Origin of the sequence: Carnimonas bestiolae (assembly GCF_051251145.1) — a bacterium.
In the GTDB taxonomy this organism is placed as follows: Bacteria; Pseudomonadota; Gammaproteobacteria; order Pseudomonadales; family Halomonadaceae; genus Carnimonas; species Carnimonas bestiolae.
On the sequence record NZ_JBPCZK010000004.1, the window covers coordinates 43167 to 61396 of the forward strand.

Consider the following 18230-nt stretch of genomic DNA (forward strand, 5'->3'; position numbering starts at 1 on the left):
TTATTTAGCCACGCATATTGTTACCGCGTGTTCGTAAACTTAGCAACATAGGCTATCGCAAAGTCATTGAAATTGCACAACCTGATAGAGCTGCAACCACCGTCATTGTACGTCGCTTGGGTGAAGGTTAGGCATGCGCATTTCGACTAAAGAACGGTGCACACTGCGCCGAAATCAATGCGTCACTACTTCGATAATCCAAGGAGCAATCATGCGATTGTTTACTATCGCGGTGATGCTATGCATTACTGCACTCACTTCACTGTCTACCATTGCGTCCCCCCCAGAGGTCGTCTATCGGGCCGATAATGCGCCACCGGATGTCATTGAAGCCCAAGGCGGCTTCCGACCGCGTGCGTTCAATGAACCCCTTAGCCCAATTGCTCGTAGTCCTTCATTTTCACTCTATCGCCATCAAATGGGAGGAATTCTGGCACGCGATACCACTGCTTACGTCTCAACCACTCGCTCGATGCGATTTGCCCATAGCTGGCTAATGCGCGACGACGGCAATGGCTATATTTACCACATCCGGCCTACCGGCAATTTTGTTGATCTGAACGCCTCGCTAGGCGAATTTTCAATGCTTCCGCATCAGCAGGAATTTGCCGCGCTGGGCTGGATCTATTGGGGCCAGGTACGCGGCTGGCAGCAGGTCATCAACGGCGTTCTCGGTACGTTTGTCGCGAATCCCAGCTACAACGCTCGTTTCTATGACCCCGCCGTAGCAGGTGGCAGCGTACCAGAGCTGGCGGGCTTTCCGCCTAGTCACGCTGCCTGGCGCGTACCGCCTTGGAGCGAATTGGCCAGTTGCGTCACCTTTACTCGACCTACGCGCGAAACCGATGATATCCGCTGCACTCCTAAAGTACCTATCGAGGAGAGCGCTGAGCGCTATTTTGATACGCATGATTTTCGACACCTAATGATGGCGACCGATGAGTAAAACGACTGCCCGGCACCCCTCGTCTCCCCCTCCCGGCAATCATCAACGGCGGAATTTCCGCTTATACCATATCAGTCACCGAATGAGCCTCACCCGTCTACCCAGCGCTTTAACATGATTCTGAACGCGTTCATCGCAGCCTTATAGCAGCACATTCCGGCTAGGATAGGCGTGGTAAATTTAACAACATAGCTATCACGACGAGCGCGGCAGCATCTGAATGGCTTGCCGGCTTGCCAGTAACACCGCCAGGAGAATGGCAGGGCTGGCTAAAGAGAGGTTAGCGGTGACCGAAATAAACCTCCCACCATCGAGAACAAGAGGAGGACTCACCATGCGTTTTATGATGTTCGTTAGCCTACTGCTGGCAGTTGTCGCAATGCCGCTGGCAGCGCAGGCAGTACAGCCGAACTTGGTCTACCGCGCTGATGATGTAACGCCGGCCCAAGCCAAGGCGAACGGTGGCTTTCGCCCGCGCGCCCTGAACAATTACCCTACCCGGCAGCCACCGCCGGATCTATCGCTGTATCGACACCAAATCGGGGGGGTGGCAGAAGGAATGGATCGCGATAACTCGGGCTATGTCGCCACCACCACCTCGCTGCGCTTCGCGCATATTTGGCTGCAAGTGGATGACGGCAATGGCTATATTTACCACATCCAGCCGACCGCTAACTTCGTTGATGTAAATGCATCCCTGGGGCCATTCTCGCTGATGCCGACGCAACAGGAACATGCCGCGCTGGGACGCATTTACTGGGAGCAAGTTAGAGGATGGCAGCAGGTTTCCGACGGTGTGCTGGGGATTTACGAAGCAAACCCCGACTATAACGCACGGCTTTACGACAACATGGTTGGCGCTGGCGCGGTGCCATCATTAGCAGGATTCCCCGATAACCATCAGGCTTGGCGCATGGAACCGTGGAGCGCCTTTGCCGATTGCACGGGGCCTTCGCGTTCCAAACGTAATGACGACGAATTGCAGTGCGTAGCAAAGGTAAAACCCAACATAGTCGGTGAGCAATACTTTGCCCGCCATGATGTTCTTCATCGTCTTATGGCGACAGAGTAACCCGACTGCCCTGACCACAGCGCGACGGGTGTTGCGCTGTGGCTTTTCACTGGCGCATGACGCTGATCATCTTCAGCCACACCAGCGCGGTGGCTATCGCTAGCAGCGCCTGAAGCAGCGGCTCTATCTCGGCACCCGCTATATTCAAGGCCGCCCCGCCCACCAACGAGCCGGCAAAAATCGCGCTATTGAACACCGTGGCAAAGGCCGCCTGCGCGAAGTCTATCTGGCGCCCTGCCATATCCGACAGGTACTTGATCAGCAGCGTGGGGGCACCGCCAAACGCCACTCCCCACAGCGCAATGCAGCCAAACACAACCACCAGATGCGAGGCCATGAAAAACAGCACTAGCCCCGCTAGCGTAAAGACGGCAAGCGCCGTACAGGTTAGCGCATTAAGCCAACGATCAACGTAGACCGTTGTTAGCCCAATGCCGATGAAGGAAGCAATCCCAAACAGCATCAGCAACGCCCCGAGATAGCCCGGGCGGCCTGCACTTTCGAGGAACGGCGCGAGATAGGTGTAGAGCACATTGTGCGCCATCACCCACAGCAGCAGCGTGGCAAGCAGCCATAGAATGCGCTTGTCGGAGAGCACCTGACGCATCGGCGACTGTTCATGCTTGGACGCTCCCGGCACAGACGGCAGTTTCCAACTGCACCAACCAAGCGTCAGCAGTGCCAACAGCGCGGTGCTGAAGAACATCCCCTGCCAGCCCACCACATCGACCGCTGACGATACCAGAGGCGTACCTATCGCCAATGCCAACGGTTGACCAATGCCCATGATCGCCAGCGCGCGCCCCGCTTGCGCTGCCGGCGAGATTCTCACCGCAAACCCCGCCAGTAGCCCCCAGCTCACGCCGGCGGAAACCCCCGCCAGGAAACGCTCCACGAACAATAGCAGTACATCGTGAGTAACCGACGCCGCTAAATTAGTCAGCACAAAACCCACCAGCGCTGCCAGCAGCACGTGCTTACGATTGAGGCGCCGCGTGGCGGAGATGATCGGAATAATGGCCAGCAGCGACCCGAGCGCATAGACCGCCACCAACTGCCCCGCCAGCGCACGCGATATCTCCAAACCGACGGCAAGCTGAGGCAACATCCCGACCGGCATGGTTTCGGTCATGATCGCCAGAAATCCGATCAAGGTCAGCGGTAGTAGCCGCGACATGGATAGATGCTGAGGATCGGAGGCGCTCGTGCTCATAAAGACTCTCTCACTGGTACACCGTTTCTATTCATTGCTGTAAATCGGCTTAACTAACAGAAGGAAGTGCGGCCGCCAGCCTGCTCGCAGCGTGCATGCGACACATCGCCACCCCTTGGCAATATTGACCTTATATTTTATATGGTTAATGCTGCGTTCACCGCCAAACGCGATTGGCGGTGCGTTCAGGGAGAGTCGCATGAGTTCACGTAGTACCCATAATCCCGTCATCATTGTGGTCAACGCAGGCTCATCCAGCCTCAAGCTATCGATCTTCGCTGTTACCAGGGATACTCCCCCTTCGTTAATGCTACACGGCGAACTGAGCGGCATTGGTAATCAGCACCCTGCTCTTACCATTTCTGACAGCAGCGGCAATACGCTCAGCTCCGCTCATTTCGAGGCTCATCAGGCAAGCAACCATAGCGATGCCTACCAGCACATGCGCGATGCGCTGGATCGAGAAAGCGAAGCGTTTTCAGCGGTGGCGGTTGGGCACCGAGTGGTGCACGGTGGCGTATTTTATGAAGCGCCCGTGGTAATCGATGCCAACGTCAAGGCCACCATCGAACAGCTCACTGAACTTGCTCCACTACACCAACCGCCGGCGCTTGCGGGTATCAACGCCGTTGAAGAGCAAGCACCACAGCTGCTGCAGGTAGCAGGGTTCGATACGTCATTTCACTTCCACCGCGATCCGCTAACCCAGTTAACCGGCCTACCTTACCATCTTTACGAGCAGGGCCTGCGCCGTTTCGGCTTCCATGGTCTCTCGTATGAGTACATTGCGCACCAGTTGGCTTGCCAGCAGCCGGCGCTTGCCCGTCAGCGCATCGTTGTCGCTCATCTCGGCGCGGGCGCTAGCCTGTGTGCGCTACGAGATGGCCGCAGTATCAATACCACTATGAGCCTTACGCCGCTTGACGGGCTACCGATGGGTACCCGCTGCGGCTCACTCGATCCTGGATTGATGCTGTATCTGCTGAAACAGGGCACCAGCATCGATGAACTGCGCAAAATGCTTTACTACGACTCAGGCCTCAAAGGCTTGTCAGGCATTTCGAGCGATATGCGCGAACTGCTGGAAGACGACTCCCCTCGCGCCCAGCGCGCGGTGGAGTTCTTCACCTTCCGAGTCGCCGAAGAATTCGGTCGCATGGCGGTTTCTCTTGGTGGCGTCGATGCGCTGGTATTTACCGGTGGTATAGGCGAGCACTCTGCTGCCATACGCACCGCCATTTGCGAGCGCCTTGCCCCGCTGTTCAGCACTCTCCTCGATGAAACGTCCAACCACGCAGACGCGCCACAGCGCATTAGTAGCGCTGACAGTCGCTGTCAGGTGCTGGTCATGCCGACCGATGAAGAAGGCATGTTGGCACGCCATGTGTGGGAATTCTGGAAACAGCGTCACTAACCCCTTGCTCCGCCGGATGCCGCCGCATGCAGCACGATCAGCGCCAGGCGCCTGCTCGCGCGCGTCGACGGCGTCCAATTACTCACTCATCCGCCATGGAGACTCTATAGCATGAGCGAACATCCACTTTCCGAACATGACATCCACCTTTTCAATCAATGGTGGTGGGCAGCCAACTATCTCTCCATCGCGCAAATCTACTTGCTTGATAACCCGCTGCTGCGCGAACCTTTGAAGCTTGAGCACACCAAACCGCGCCTATTGGGGCACTGGGGAACCACCCCAGGTTTGAACTTCATCTATCTGCACCTCAACCGCATCATTCGCGAACAGCACCATAGCGTTATGTTCATTACCGGCCCAGGTCACGGTGCACCGGGTGTTGTCGCCAGTACCTATATGGAAGGCACCTATAGCGAATGCTTCCCGGAAATTACCGAGGACCTGTGCGGTCTTAAACGCTTCATCAAGCAGTTCTCCTTCCCCGGCGGCATTCCCAGCCACACGGCCGCCACTACGCCGGGCTCCATTCACGAAGGCGGAGAATTAGGCTATTCGCTCTCCCATGCCTTCGGCGCTGCTTTCGATAATCCCGACCTTACGGTCGCTTGCGTGGTCGGCGACGGTGAGGCAGAAACCGGGCCGCTGGCAGCCTCGTGGCACAGCAACAAATTCCTCAATCCAGCCAGCGATGGCGCAGTGCTGCCCATTCTGCACCTGAACGGCTACAAGATTGCCAACCCCACGCTGCTGGGCCGCATGCCCGAGGAAGAGCTGCTGCAACTGTTCCGTGGCTACGGCTATGAGCCGCTGCTGGTGGAAGGTGAACTGCCTACTCCGATGCACCAGAGGATGGCCGTGGCGCTTGATTACGCCTTTGCGCGGATCAAGGAAATTCAGCGCCGTGCACGCGAGGAAGGTGCCACCGACCGCCCCGCCTGGCCGATGATCATTCTGCGCAGTCCGAAAGGCTGGACTTGCCCGAAAGAGATTGATGGACAGCGGGTTGAGGGCTTCTGGCGATCACACCAGGTGCCCTTCGCCAATCTTGGCAAACCTGAACACCTCAAGGCGCTGGAGCAGTGGCTGAAAAGCTATCATCCCGAAACCCTTTTCGATGAAGACGGTCGCCTGAACGCTGATATCCGCGCGCTGGCACCGGAAGGCGAACTGCGCATGAGCGCGAATCCGCATACCAACGGCGGCATTCTGAAACGCCCGCTCAAGCTGCCTTCAATTCGCGATTATGCAGTAGACGTAGTGAGTCCCGGCCAAGGCAGTGGCGAAAGCACGCGCGTGCTGGGCACCTGGCTTCGCGATGTGATGGCAAATAACCTGAAAAGCGCCAACTTCCGTGTTTTCTCGCCTGATGAAAACAACTCCAATCGCCTCGATGCCGTATTGGACGCCACGAGCCGCGCATGGCAGGAAGAAATCTTCGATTACGACGATCATCTTGCCCCCGGCGGCCATGTGATGGAGATTTTGAGCGAGCATACCGTGCAGGGCTGGTTAGAGGGATACCTGCTAACCGGGCGTCATGGCTTCTTCTCGTGCTACGAAGCCTTTATTCATATTGTCGATTCGATGTTCAGCCAGCATGCCAAATGGCTCAAGACAGCCAATGAAGTGGATTGGCGACGCCCTATTGCATCGCTCAACTATCTGCTGACCTCCCACGTGTGGCGTCAGGATCACAACGGCTTCAGCCATCAGGACCCGGGCTTCGTTGATTATGTGGTGGGCAAGTCGCCCGACATCGTGCGCGCCTACTTCCCACCCGATGCCAACACGCTGCTGTGCGTCGCCGATCACTGTTTGCGCAGTTGGAACCGCGTCAACGTGATTGTGGCCGGCAAACAGCCGCAGGCTCAGTGGCTAAGCATGGAAGATGCCATCAAACATACCCATCAGGGCATAGGCATCTGGCGTTGGGCAAGCAACGATCAGGGCGGAGAGCCTGATGTCGTATTGGCCTGTGCTGGCGATATTCCCACCCAGGAAACGCTGGCGGCGGTATCGCTGCTGCGCGAACACGCTCCCAATCTCAAGGTGCGGGTAGTCAACGTTGTTGACCTGCTGACCTTAATGTCGGAAACCCAGCATCCGCACGGGCTCGGCGAAGCGGAATTCAATGCGATATTTACGCTTAACAAGCCGGTCATTTTTGCCTATCACGGCAACCCGCAGTTGGTTCACCGACTCATTTACAAACGCCAGAATGCGCGTAACTTCCACGTGCATGGTTTCAGGGAGGAAGGCACCACCACCACGCCTTTCGATATGACCGTAATGAATCATCTTGATCGCTTCCATATCGTGCTCAATACGCTCCAGCGCATTCCGGGCATGAACGATCAATCCGCCTATCTCACGCAGTTTGTACGCGACAAGCTGGTAGAGCACCGCCTCTACGTCGCCGAGCACGGCGTCGATATGCCGGAGATTCTTGACTGGCAGTGGAGTTCGTAACGGGCTAACGCCTGTGGAAACGCGCTAATACCTGCAAGAAAGGGCTAGCGTCCACAAAGAAAGGAACAACGCCGCAGAGGGAAACCTCTTGCGGCGTTGTTTATGGTAGCGCGGCGTTGGGCGTTGGGCGTTGGGCGTTGGGCGTTGGGCAGGCTACGACGTGGTACGTATCTGGCCGCCCTCGCCCGGATTATTTCAGGCCTGTAAGGGTTGAAGCACTCTTCAGCGCTCCACTACTGCTATGGGTAAGCGTGTACCTCATCGGGGCAATAAAAAGGGGCTGAGTCGCCATGACTCAGCCCCTTGTTGCTAACCGCGGTGATCGACCGCCTTAGGGCGCGCCTTGCACCGCTTGTTTGCTATCACCTGCCTGCAGCGGTTTACCCGGAGCGGTGGCGAACAGACCGCTAGGATCACTCTCTGCGATACCTTGCAGGCTTTTCGCGCCAATCGCGTGGTTGCCCAGCTGGTAAGGATCAGGCCATACCGTCGGCTTGCCCTCGACGACATCAACTACTGAGGCCACGGTACGCACCAGCGTTGATTCATTAACACTTGAGAACATGGTCAAGCGCTTGTCGAGCTTGCTCTGCAGCTGCGCAGGAGAAAGCGGCCCGATGGTTTCTGCGAGCCCTGCCCACTGCTGAACGCGAATGCAGCCATGCGAGCGAGCACGCCAGGCTGAGCCAAACAACGACTTGTTGTTAGTATCGTGCAGGAAGATCGCCTGATTGTTATTGGTGGTAAAGCGCAGCAGACCGAGCGGATTGCTGGGTCCCGGCGGCGTGCGCTGATAGCCGTTTTTGGCAATGGACGCTGGCGCAACCCAATCGGGCGAATACTTGAGGCCAGTAATACGGGTCCAGAACAGCGGCGTCGGATGGTCCTTGGTACCCACTACAACACGGCTTTCCAACACTTGCTTACCGTCGGAGGTACGAATCAGATGAAGCGTGTAGGAAGGCACGTTGATCAATGCCACATAGCGCGCGCCGTGCGCCCGAGCACCGCGTACCTGCTGATCAATCGCGGTCGCCCAAATCTTGAGCGCCTCAGCCTGATGGGCAGGCGTGGTATTCAGCGCCGTTGCCACCTGCGGGCCCACTACACCATCGGCCACCAAACCGTGATCGCTTTGGAAGTGTTTTACCGCAGCCTGCACTTCGTCATCGAAGGTGGTGCCTTTATCGGCGGTGGTCGCGCTATCGTAGAAGTTGAAGGAGCCATCCTCCTGCTCTTCCTTGTCGAGATAGCCCCACGCCTGCAAATGCTCGATAAGCGATGCGACCTGCTCACCGCTGTCGCCCTCACGCAGCGGCGAAGTTGCCTTGAGCGGCGCTAGCGAGCTGTCACCGGTCGACTGAGCCTGAAGCAGCTTGCCAGCGGCATCGCGCACGGTATCGGAGAAGCTTTGCTGCGCCAACGGCTGAGCCGGGTTGTTAAGCGGGCTCGGCTGGGAGGCCACATTGGGCACCTTCCAGTTGCCTGGTTTGGGCTTAGGTTTCGGCTTGGGTTTGGGGGCTGGCTGTTCCGCGGGCTTGTCAGCCTGAGCCGCTTCGTCTTCGGACCCGGTTGCGCCGCTGTCGCTCTTATCGGCGCCTGCATCCGACGGGGAGTCGAACTGCTGCTCAGTGGCAGTACTATCGTCAGACGCCGCTCCCGCACCAGTGGCTGAAGAAGGAAGGCTCTGTGCGCTTACCCCTGAGCAGCAGGCAATTAACAGCGCAGCCGCCGCGTAGCGTGGGATAGCGCCCCCTGTTACCGCGAAGCGATTAAAAAACATGCTCACCCTGACGTCTCCCGATACTCAAACGTATCTCATTTTTTTACTGACGGGGTTCACCCTAGCCCGAAATGGCGCAATTTACGAACCCATTACAAGAAAGCTGTGCTTTCAGTCAGCGTCGCATCGATCGACGTCATCGATGAAACCGCTGAATTCGATTGAAGTCATCTTAGTTTAACAGCTTCGCAGCAGCAGATGAAAAAAGCACCGCCTACCACGAAAAAAGCCGCCCCCAATCGGGACGGCTTTTTGGAATTCAAATGGCGGAGAGGGAGGGATTCGAACCCTCGAAGCCTTGCGACTTACACACTTTCCAGGCGTGCTCCTTCGACCACTCGGACACCTCTCCTGCACTGGCTGCCACATTGGGCAACGAGAACGGCGCACACTCTATCCGCATTCGGCGCATTTTGCAAGCGATTCAGTAAATTACCCTGACCGCCCTATCACCGCTTATACGTTGGCCGTTGCTGATCACAACGGCCAATAGTCTGTGGTTCGCTGCTTTCCTGAGCCTCACATGCACCAGAGCATTACCGCGAAACGATGCTATCGCTACGTCCAGCGCTCAACGAAATCCTTGGGCTGCAAATTGGGCAGTTTTTTATCATGCCCAACCTTGTGCCCAAGATAGATAAAGCCGACCAGCTCATCGACGGGCGTTAGCCCGAAGCCTTCGCGCACCACAGGACTATGGGCGAAGTCGCCGGTGCGCCACATGGCTCCCAGCCCCTCAACCTCGGCCGCATACAGCATTGCGTGCGCTGCACAGGCAGCGGAGGCAACCTGCTCTACCCTCGGGACTTTTTTGTTGTCCTTGATGCGCGCAATCACCGCGATGATCATCGGAGCACGCTCTGCCTTCAGCTTGATGGATTCCAGCTTATCTTCCTTGATCTCGGGCTTGCGCAGCTTTTCGGCGCGCGCACTCAATTCGCCGAGCCGTTTACGGCCATCGCCGCTAATTTCAACAAAGCGCCATGGTGCTAGCCCTTTGTGATCCGGCGCGCGCAGCGCGGCACGGTAGAGGGTATCGAGCTGCTCTGCTGTGGGCGCAGGGCCCTCTAGCTTGCCGTGAGAATTACGCTTGAGTAGCAGCGTTTTGGCATCCATGGATGGCCTCTTTTCAACGATCAAAAATGGTGAAGATAACAGCGCTATGCCGCTCTTTTTCAGGTCGATGCAGTACGCCCAACGGCTCTTGGGCTGCTGGGAATTGCTCCGTGTCAGTGCAGCGCCAGCTGAGCGGATGGCGACGGATGACGGCACACCCAGCCAGCCGCGAGCCAGCCAACGCTACTGGCGGGCGGTACGCTTTTCAAGCCACGTGGGATCAAGCGCATCGAAGCTGCTCGCACGACAGGGGTTGATATCCAGCCCTCCTCGACGCGTATAGCGCGCCATCACCGCAAGCTCGGTTGGCTGGGTGCGCTCGCGCAAATCCAGGTAGATGCGCTCAACGCAGTGCTCGTGGAAATCCTGATGGTTACGGTACGACACCAAATACGCCAGTAACCCTTCGCGGTCGATTTGCGGGCCTTTGTAGCGAACTATCACGCTGCCCCAGTCAGGCTGCCCCGTGACCGGACAGTTCGACTTCAGCAGATGAGAATGCAGCACTTCTTCCACCCTCTGCTCGCTGTCAGCACTCAGCAAATCGGGTGCTGGCGTGTAGTGACTGATGGCCACGTCCAGATCATCGATGCAGTCGCCTTCAAGCGCCGCAATCGCGAAGTCGGTGCTGTCGAGCCTGTGCAGGCTGACCATCACATCGGCGTGCACGGCTTCTGACAGATCCCACTCGAGGCGTTCAATCACCTCACCTTCATTGGCAAAGTGCGTGCTGTTGAAACCGTTCAGGTAAAGCTTGAACGACTTCGACTCGATCAAATGGCTCGAATTTGCCGGAATGCCAAAACGCGCTAACCGCACCACTGGCTTGCCATTACGGTCGAGCCACGACAGCTCGAACGCCTGCCACAAATCGAGCCCAACGAAGGGTAGCTCGCTATGAGCATCGAGCCCTAGCGCGCCACGATTGGTAGCGCGCGCGATGGGAAACAACAGCCCGGCATCATAATGATCGGGATAGGCCGAACTCTGGCCCAGCGGCGCATGCGCAAGGCCTTGGTCTGAAGGTGCATCGGTCATTAGTGACGAATTCCCTTACCGCGGTTGAGCATGCTCAGCGCCACCGCAAAGAGCACGACATTAAAGGCAATAATCGCGCCCAACGCCCAGCCCGCCGAGATATCGGACACGCCCAGGATGCCATAGCGGAAGGTGTTGACCATGTACAGAATCGGGTTGAGCTGCGAGACGTGCTGCCAGAAGGTCGGCAGCGTGTGGATCGAGTAGAAGACTCCGCCCAGATAGGTTAGCGGCGTCAGCACGAACACCGGCACAATCGAAATATCATCGAACTTGTTGCCCAGCAGTGCGTTAATAAACCCGCCGATTGAAAACAGCAGCGACGTCAGCACCACCACGATCAGCGTCAGCAGCGGATGCACGATATCAAGACGGGTGAAGAACATCGACACCACCGTCACGATAACGCCGACTAGCAGCCCCCGCGCTGCGCCACCGGCGATATAGCCCGCCAGAATGGCCCAGTTGGGCATCGGCGAGACGATCAGTTCTTCTACCGAGCGCTGAAACTTGGTGCCGAAAAACGATGACGCCACATTCGAGTAGCTGTTGGTAATCACCGACATCATGATTAGCCCCGGCACGATGTAATCGATATAGGGAAAGCCATCCATTTGACCGATGCGTGAACCGACCAGATTACCGAAGATCAGAAAATACATTGCCATGGTGATCGATGGCGGCAGCAGCGTTTGCGGCCATATACGCATAAAACGGCGCACTTCGCGCACCAGCACGGTCCAGAAGGCGACCCAAATTTGTTGATACTTCATTCAGCGAATTCCCCCTGCTTCCTGACCGTGATCCACCAGTGCGACAAACAGCTCTTCCAAACGGTTACTGCGATTGCGCAGCGACGTCACGCTAATACCCTGCTGCGACAACTGTTCGAAGGCGTCGTTGATGTGCTGCCCCCGCTTCACCGACAGCGCTAGCTGGCCGCTGTCGAGCAGCTCAACCTGGAAGCCTTCTAGTGCAGGCGCTTGAGTGATCGGCACCTGGGTATCCAGCAGGAAGGTTTCGACATCCAGCTCGGCGAGCAGATCGCGCATGCTGCTGTCTTTAACGATAGTGCCCTGATCGATAATGGCGATGTTGCCGCACAGCGCTTCTGCTTCCTCGAGATAGTGCGTGGTCAGGATGATGGTGGTGCCTTCGAGCTCGTTGATACGCTGCATGTACTCCCACATGCTGCGGCGCAGCTCGATATCGACGCCCGCAGTGGGCTCGTCGAGAATCAGCAAGCGCGGCCGATGCACCAGCGCACGAGCAATCATCAGGCGACGCTTCATGCCGCCCGACAGCGTGCGCGCCTGCTGATCGCGCTTATCGCCGAGACCCAGGTCGTCGAGCAACTGGCGTGTACGCGCTAGCGCTTTCTTGCGCGGAATACCGTAGAACCCGGCTTGCGCCAGCACGATATCCTCGACCTTCTCGAAGGGATTGAAATTGAATTCCTGTGGGACCACACCTAGCTGGTATTTGGCGAGAGAGAAATTTTTGTCGATATCGATACCGAAGATCTCGACCTTGCCCGCCGATTTGTTGACCATCGAAGAGACAATCCCCAGCGTGGTCGACTTACCGGCCCCGTTAGGACCCAGCAGCGCAAAAAAGTCGCCATCGTTAACCGTAAGGTCGATGCCCTTGAGGGCCTGGTGCTGATTGCTATAAACCTTGGTCAAGCCACGGATGGATAGGGCTGGAACCGACATTCGCTGCTCCTGTCATGACTTGTATAAAACGGAAGAGGCTGCACAGCACCGCGCTGCGCATCCTCACAAAGCGTTGGCGAGCCCCCGTAGCAGGGGGCTCGGTGGCAGCGTCCTTTCACCACATACAGAAAGAAAAAGACGTAGGGAGAGCGGCGCCGCGTTGAAAAATGGGCCATAGTTTATCCCGAAATGCCCTCTTCTTCCTACTCTCGTAACACGCGTTGGACGTTGCCAGGCAGCAAAAATGGCGCCAGCAGCGCTAAGGTAGCGGATGAATTCAGCTGCCAAAATCTCTAAGGTGGTGAGTTACCCGCTGCCTTTCACCGCGGCAAGCTTCCTGTTCACCGACGGCCAGCGCGACTGACGCAGGCTATCTCACTCATCGGAACTGCTCATGCGAACGACCACCCGCCAACTCTGTTATGCCGTTGCCACTACCTTTACGTTGCTGCCATTGGCTGCGTTTAGCGCCACCAGCGCGAACGCCGACACCGCCAAGCAAGGTGCTTCGGAGAGCCTTCCCCACTACGGCGCCGAGCTGAAGGGCTTCAACTACGGCTGGCCGGTCAGCCACTTCTCGTTTAACTCGCAGCGCCAGTCGCTGCAGATGGCCTACATCGACGCCAAACCTGAGCATCCCAACGGCAAGGTCGCGGTACTGCTGCACGGTAAAAACTTCTGCGCGGGCACCTGGGATACCACCATCAAGACATTAACCGAACATGGTTATCGCGTGATTGCGCCCGATCAGATCGGCTTCTGCAAATCGAGCCAACCGCAAGGCTATCAGTTCAGCTTCGAGCAATTGGCGCATAACACCCATGCGCTGCTTGCGCATCTAGGTATCGATCACTACACCCTGATTGGCCACTCTACCGGTGGCATGCTGGGCGCGCGCTATTCACTGATGTTCCCTGGCAATGTGGAACAGTTAGTGATGGTCAATCCGATTGGGCTGGAAGACTGGCGCGCCAAAGGCGTACCGTCGCAGAGCGTTGATGAGCTTTATCAGAGCGAACACGGCAAGACCGCCGCCGATATTCGCCATTACGAGCAGACCTTCTACTATGCCAACCATTGGCAGCCTGAGTATGACAAATGGGTCAACATGCTGGCGGGCATGTATCGGGGAGAAGGCAGTGATCAGGTCGCGTGGAACTCAGCGCTGCTGTCTGACATGATTTACACCCAGCCGGTCATTCACGAATTCCCCAATATTCGCGTGCCTACGGTGCTGATGATTGGCGAGAAGGACACTACCGCGCCGGGCAAAGCGAAAGCCACCCCTGAGGTGCAAAAGCAGCTGGGGCACTACCCTGAACTCGGCCGCGCTGCCGCAAAGGCAATTCCCAACGCTGAACTGGTCACCTTCCCCAATGATGGTCATGCGCCGCAAATCCAAAGTCCGAAGCAGTTCCATCAGCAGTTGCTCGATCATCTAAACGCCGCCGCGGCCAAATAACTCCGCCGCGGACGATCGCGACTCAAGCCACAAAGTGCCTCACTCGGGCGCTTTTTCAGGTTCCAGCAGCTGCTGCTTGCATGAAACATGCCCCAAGGCTGCGTACAACCATCGCCCTTAGCGACGAAAATACGTCCCACACCGTATTAGCGCACTATCGAGATGTGCGATCGAAGCCGCCGCGCCAGCGCGCTGGAGCAACACGAGCATTGGACACGCGGCTACGGAAGCGCATCGAGGATAGTGGATACACGCGAGAAGGCGGCACGCGAACAGACGCAGCAAGGCACGCAATAAGCACAGCAAAGCGCGCGATAGACGCGATCGAATGATTAACAGCGAAGGGATAATAGAACGTGCAGAAGTGGCGTCCCATAGGGGGTTCGAACCCCTGTTACCGCCGTGAAAGGGCGGTGTCCTGGACCACTAGACGAATGGGACGCAGGGCGGCGTATTCAAAAAGAATCGGCCGGTTGCCGCACGCTTGGCTGGCAACGCGGCGCATTATCAACAACTTGCCCGCCGATGGCAAGGGCCAATTGTTTTTTTACGCCCCGCTCTTGCTACTCAAACGCTGCTGACATCGCTGACGCTGACATTGAAAGGCCGTTCGCCCCCTGCCCCAGCGCCGTTGATTGCTGAGCATCTCGGCAACCTACCGTTACCAGCGCATACTAGCGGTTGCCACCAATTCTCGCGGCGCCCCCACGGAAACGCGGGTAGAACCTCCGCTGGAGGTGTAATAGCGCTCATCAAACAGATTGTTGAGATTAAGCTGTATGCGCGCACGCTCCCCCATCCAGGCAGGATTCCAGGCCACAAACAGGTCGGAGACGGTGTAGTGCTTCATATGGAAAGAGTTTTTATCGTCACCCTCGCGACTGCCGACATAACGAACGCCGCCGCCTAAACGCCACTTGCCCCATTCCGGCGCGGTGTTCAGCTGCTGAGCCAAAAACAGGCTGGCGGAGTGGCGCGGTGCGTTGGGTAAGCGATTGCCCACATTGCCGCTGCTGTCGGAAATGACCTTGGTGTGCGTAAACGCATAAGAGGCATCGACGGACAGCGTGGGCGTAATGGCCCCACTCAGGTTGAATTCGGCCCCTTCCGAACCTGCCTTACCGATAGTGCGAGTCACGCCATTGTCGGACACCGCCACGTTGTTCTTACGTAACCGGTACAGCGTGATGCTGCCCAATAAGGCGCTGCTCCACTGGTGCTTGAGCCCCAATTCATAGCCTTTGCCATGCTCGGGATCGAGCGATTGGCCCGTATCACTGTCACTGCCGTTCGGCACAAAGGACTCGCTATAGCTAAGGTATAGCGAGGTGCTGTCGCTGGCGCGATACAGCAGATTGGCAGAAGGTAAAAAAGTGCGCGTCACGCTATTGAGCGACTCGTTGAAGGGGCGTCCGCGGCCTCCGTACTGTTTGAACCAGTTGTAACGCCCGCCAACGCCCAGCACCCAACGGTCGTTGAGATGCACCGAATCAGTAAGGTAAACGCCATAGCTTTTCGACTGATCGAGACGATTGCTGTTGGCTGAATTCACCGAGCCGGGGTCGAGCGGTAGATCGGAGTGGCGGTTGCTATAAAGGTTGGTATCCGTGACCGTCTTGCCATTGTACTTGTCACGCAGATAGTCGCGCTGGAATTCGTGGTCAGCACCGAACGTCAGCTCGTGGCGCATGCCAAAGAGCTCGGTATCCGCGATAAGATCCTGCGCAACATACTGTATTCGCCGATCAAAGCCGTGGTTGGCATCAGCCCTGCGGGTGATATTGCCGTTAGCGGCATTTACCTTGGTAACGCGCGGTTGGCCGTCGTCGTACTGGCGACGAATATACGCATAGGTGGTTCTGGTTTTCCAATCAGCGTCGAGATCGTGCTCCCACCAGGCGCTGAGCGAATTGTCGTGTCCCTTGATACCCGCCCATAGTTCGTCGAAACGCTGCTTGCGGCTCACGCTGGCGGGCTTTCCTTTCACGAAAATGGTGCCACGATCCAGATCGAGGTCGTAGTCGCTGTAGCGCCAGGCGAGTTCGCCGCGATTGTGTTCTCCTTCATAGCGCAACGTCGGGGCCACTAAGGTATGGCGGTTATTGCCAAACTCTCGCCATGACTCCTTATCTTGATGATCAACAATAAACCGGTAGGCAAAGCCTGAATTCCCCAGCGGTCCGGTAATATCGAGAGTACCCGCTCCCTTGCGATCACCCACCGCCTGCCCCGAAAGCACCACCTGGGGAGTGAAGAGCGGTCGTTTGGACACCAGATTGATCACCCCGCCCGGGTCCTGCTGTCCTCTAAACATCGAGGACGGCCCCATCAGTGCCTCGACATGGTCAATCGTTGCCATTGGGTAAGGGCCGCGCGGCTGACGGATACCATCGATCAGCACCGAGCCATCCTGATTACTGCCAAAGCCGCGTTTGACATAGCCCAACTCAGTGCCGCCCATATTGTTGCCCATACTGACGCCCGCCACGTTTTTCATCGCATCGTCGAGACTACGGCCGCCCTGATCCTGCAAGATCTGCTGAGTAACGACATTGACCGTATGCGGATCATCGAGGAAGGCCACTGGGCGCTTGCCAGCGGTACTGGTGGTATCGAGTGCGTAACGATCTTCGCTACCCTGCTGCTGCGAAGTGGCCGTCACGACCAGCGGGTTGAGTGTTGACGTCTCTTGATCATCGGCCTGTGCCTTGCTGCCCGCTCCCACCAGCAAGGCGGCCCCCAGCAGCAGTGCGTAATGAGGTCTGTTTCCCACATTGGTGGCGTTATCGATGCTGTGATCGTCGCAGGCGAGAGGCAGGTCGTTAGCCGCTGAACAAGGCTCAGGCGAGTGGATGCTCATTGAGAAATACCGGTTGGAGGATAGGGGGTGCGCTGCATGCTTCCGCTTAACGTGGCATGACGAAACGCTGGGGCGGCAGCGCCCAGCATGACGTTGAAATCTGCGTGAGGATCGAGGTCGGCAAAGCGCTGCGGATGCAGCCATTTGGCCACCTGTTCGAGATCAATCAGGGCGAAGGGGCCTTGATGAAAACCGTGCCAAATCGCCATCAAGCGCCGATGGCGAACGGCAGGCAGCGTTTGCCAGCCGGGCAACTGCTGCACTAAGGCGTTGAGATCGTGACGAACGTCGGCGGGCGTTACTCCCGCCCCCATACGAACGCCGCCCGGCCCAGCCGACTGGCGGGCAGTGCTGATAATGAAACGAGCCGGATGACGTAGAATCCATTCACCGCTCAGCAAGCTGTTCGCGGTCGGCAGGTGCTGCGCGATGTTGCGCCCACCTGCAGCGGTAACGATGTCGTCAAAGCCATGCTTGATATTGGTGCGGCAGCAATCCACTTTGATGCCGGGAGTAATGGCTACCAGCACGGTGGGGAAGCTTTGCAGATCGGCCAACCGGCGGCGAATCAGCCGCTGTCGCTGCTCGATCAGTGCGGTCAGCTGAGACGCACGCTGATCGGCACCAAGCGCCTTGCCCAACACCTTCAGGCTGCGCGACGCATTCACCAACGGGCGCTGATTGAAGTCGATATAAATGCGCGGAGTGGCGGTTTTATCGAGCAGCCGCGCGAGTGGGCTGCCTTCTATCTGGCGACGTTGGGACAGCGGTAGCACCACCAGATCGGGCTTCTCGCTTAGCAGCGCTTCTGTATTGATCTCCTGCGACGGTAAGCGTTGCAGCGCGGGCAGACGTTTGAGCGCAGGCCACTGCTGCTCCAATAGCGGCGCAATGTCGGGATCGGTGGCTGCCAGAGGATAATTCCAGCCTGCTAGCCGCTGCGTGGGATCTTCCAGCAACGCCATCAGCGCATAAAAGTGGCGCGGTTGCGCAAGAAAAATACGCTGTGGAGGCTGTTTGATGGTGACGCTGCGCCCCGCCAGATCAACCAGCGTGCGCGGAGTGAAGGTGTGTGCAGGGGGCGCCGACAGCTGCAGTGGCGCTGCGAACAGCACCACTGCAAAAGCAACCACCATACC

13 protein-coding genes and 2 tRNA genes are annotated in these 18230 nt (G+C 57.4%); 5 read left to right on the forward strand and 10 right to left on the reverse strand.

Features of this window, described 5'->3' with window-relative positions:
* Positions 1-211 precede the first annotated feature (211 nt).
* A complete protein-coding gene (locus R84865_RS06585) occupies positions 212-946 on the forward strand; it encodes an enterotoxin A family protein (protein ID WP_435639165.1) in 735 nt (244 codons plus the stop codon).
* A 334-nt stretch (positions 947-1280) separates the two neighbouring features.
* Positions 1281-2018 carry an enterotoxin A family protein gene (locus R84865_RS06590; protein ID WP_435639166.1) on the forward strand — a complete coding sequence of 246 codons (738 nt, stop codon included), beginning with the start codon at positions 1281-1283 and terminating at the stop codon, positions 2016-2018.
* 46 nt (positions 2019-2064) lie between these two features.
* Here R84865_RS06590 and R84865_RS06595 read toward each other — a convergent pair whose 3' ends face one another.
* Positions 2065-3231, reverse strand: coding sequence for an MFS transporter (locus R84865_RS06595; protein WP_435639167.1), 1167 nt, complete (start codon positions 3229-3231; stop codon positions 2065-2067).
* A 199-nt stretch (positions 3232-3430) separates the two neighbouring features.
* On the opposite strand from R84865_RS06595, the gene R84865_RS06600 reads away from it, so the two are divergent.
* Positions 3431-4645, forward strand: coding sequence for an acetate/propionate family kinase (locus R84865_RS06600; RefSeq protein ID WP_435639168.1), 1215 nt, complete (start codon positions 3431-3433; stop codon positions 4643-4645).
* Positions 4646-4756: 111 nt separating this feature from the next.
* Positions 4757-7117, forward strand: a complete 2361-nt coding sequence (locus R84865_RS06605; RefSeq protein ID WP_435637887.1) for a phosphoketolase family protein — start codon at positions 4757-4759, stop codon at positions 7115-7117.
* 331 nt (positions 7118-7448) lie between these two features.
* On the opposite strand, the gene R84865_RS06610 is transcribed toward R84865_RS06605, so the two are convergent.
* From R84865_RS06610 to R84865_RS06635, 6 genes are all read right to left on the reverse strand, one after another.
* Complete coding sequence (locus R84865_RS06610; RefSeq protein ID WP_435639278.1) at positions 7449-8900, reverse strand: L,D-transpeptidase family protein; 1452 nt, start codon at positions 8898-8900, stop codon at positions 7449-7451.
* A gap of 264 nt (positions 8901-9164) precedes the next feature.
* A tRNA-Ser gene (locus R84865_RS06615) sits at positions 9165-9252 on the reverse strand.
* A 206-nt stretch (positions 9253-9458) separates the two neighbouring features.
* On the reverse strand, positions 9459-10016 hold the full coding sequence (locus tag R84865_RS06620) for a nitroreductase family protein (RefSeq protein WP_435639169.1): 558 nt from the start codon (positions 10014-10016) through the stop codon (positions 9459-9461).
* A 183-nt stretch (positions 10017-10199) separates the two neighbouring features.
* Positions 10200-11054 (reverse strand): NADPH-dependent 7-cyano-7-deazaguanine reductase QueF, encoded by an 855-nt coding sequence (gene queF, locus R84865_RS06625; protein WP_435639170.1) that lies wholly within the window; start codon positions 11052-11054, stop codon positions 10200-10202.
* Positions 11054-11827 (reverse strand): ABC transporter permease, encoded by a 774-nt coding sequence (locus tag R84865_RS06630; protein ID WP_435632722.1) that lies wholly within the window; start codon positions 11825-11827, stop codon positions 11054-11056. Before R84865_RS06630 ends, queF begins: the two co-directional genes overlap by 1 nt.
* Positions 11828-12769, reverse strand: coding sequence for an ABC transporter ATP-binding protein (locus R84865_RS06635; RefSeq protein ID WP_435639171.1), 942 nt, complete (start codon positions 12767-12769; stop codon positions 11828-11830).
* Between the two features lie 394 nt (positions 12770-13163).
* Here R84865_RS06635 and R84865_RS06640 point away from each other — a divergent pair, with 394 nt between their 5' ends.
* On the forward strand, positions 13164-14231 hold the full coding sequence (locus R84865_RS06640) for an alpha/beta fold hydrolase (protein WP_435639172.1): 1068 nt from the start codon (positions 13164-13166) through the stop codon (positions 14229-14231).
* 365 nt (positions 14232-14596) lie between these two features.
* Here R84865_RS06640 and R84865_RS06645 read toward each other — a convergent pair.
* The 3 genes from R84865_RS06645 to R84865_RS06655 form a co-directional block, all read right to left on the reverse strand.
* Positions 14597-14672: transfer RNA gene (locus R84865_RS06645), tRNA-Glu, on the reverse strand.
* Positions 14673-14892: 220 nt separating this feature from the next.
* Entirely contained in the window at positions 14893-17091 is a 2199-nt protein-coding gene (locus R84865_RS06650) for a TonB-dependent siderophore receptor (RefSeq protein WP_435639173.1), read from the reverse strand.
* Complete coding sequence (locus R84865_RS06655; RefSeq protein ID WP_435639174.1) at positions 17088-18227, reverse strand: ABC transporter substrate-binding protein; 1140 nt, start codon at positions 18225-18227, stop codon at positions 17088-17090. Before R84865_RS06655 ends, R84865_RS06650 begins: the two co-directional genes overlap by 4 nt.
* Between the last annotated feature and the right edge of the window lie 3 nt (positions 18228-18230).

What these genes read in the sequence shown, in the direction of transcription:
- R84865_RS06585 (WP_435639165.1), top strand. Translation starts at nt 212, where the DNA reads ATGCGATTGTTTACTATCGCGGTGATGCTATGCATTACTGCACTCACT.
- R84865_RS06590 (WP_435639166.1), top strand. Translation starts at nt 1,281, where the DNA reads ATGCGTTTTATGATGTTCGTTAGCCTACTGCTGGCAGTTGTCGCAATG.
- R84865_RS06595 (WP_435639167.1), bottom strand. Translation starts at nt 3,231, where the DNA reads ATGAGCACGAGCGCCTCCGATCCTCAGCATCTATCCATGTCGCGGCTA.
- R84865_RS06600 (WP_435639168.1), top strand. Translation starts at nt 3,431, where the DNA reads ATGAGTTCACGTAGTACCCATAATCCCGTCATCATTGTGGTCAACGCA.
- R84865_RS06605 (WP_435637887.1), top strand. Translation starts at nt 4,757, where the DNA reads ATGAGCGAACATCCACTTTCCGAACATGACATCCACCTTTTCAATCAA.
- R84865_RS06610 (WP_435639278.1), bottom strand. Translation starts at nt 8,900, where the DNA reads ATGTTTTTTAATCGCTTCGCGGTAACAGGGGGCGCTATCCCACGCTAC.
- R84865_RS06620 (WP_435639169.1), bottom strand. Translation starts at nt 10,016, where the DNA reads ATGGATGCCAAAACGCTGCTACTCAAGCGTAATTCTCACGGCAAGCTA.
- queF (WP_435639170.1), bottom strand. Translation starts at nt 11,054, where the DNA reads ATGACCGATGCACCTTCAGACCAAGGCCTTGCGCATGCGCCGCTGGGC.
- R84865_RS06630 (WP_435632722.1), bottom strand. Translation starts at nt 11,827, where the DNA reads ATGAAGTATCAACAAATTTGGGTCGCCTTCTGGACCGTGCTGGTGCGC.
- R84865_RS06635 (WP_435639171.1), bottom strand. Translation starts at nt 12,769, where the DNA reads ATGTCGGTTCCAGCCCTATCCATCCGTGGCTTGACCAAGGTTTATAGC.
- R84865_RS06640 (WP_435639172.1), top strand. Translation starts at nt 13,164, where the DNA reads ATGCGAACGACCACCCGCCAACTCTGTTATGCCGTTGCCACTACCTTT.
- R84865_RS06650 (WP_435639173.1), bottom strand. Translation starts at nt 17,091, where the DNA reads ATGAGCATCCACTCGCCTGAGCCTTGTTCAGCGGCTAACGACCTGCCT.
- R84865_RS06655 (WP_435639174.1), bottom strand. Translation starts at nt 18,227, where the DNA reads ATGGTGGTTGCTTTTGCAGTGGTGCTGTTCGCAGCGCCACTGCAGCTG.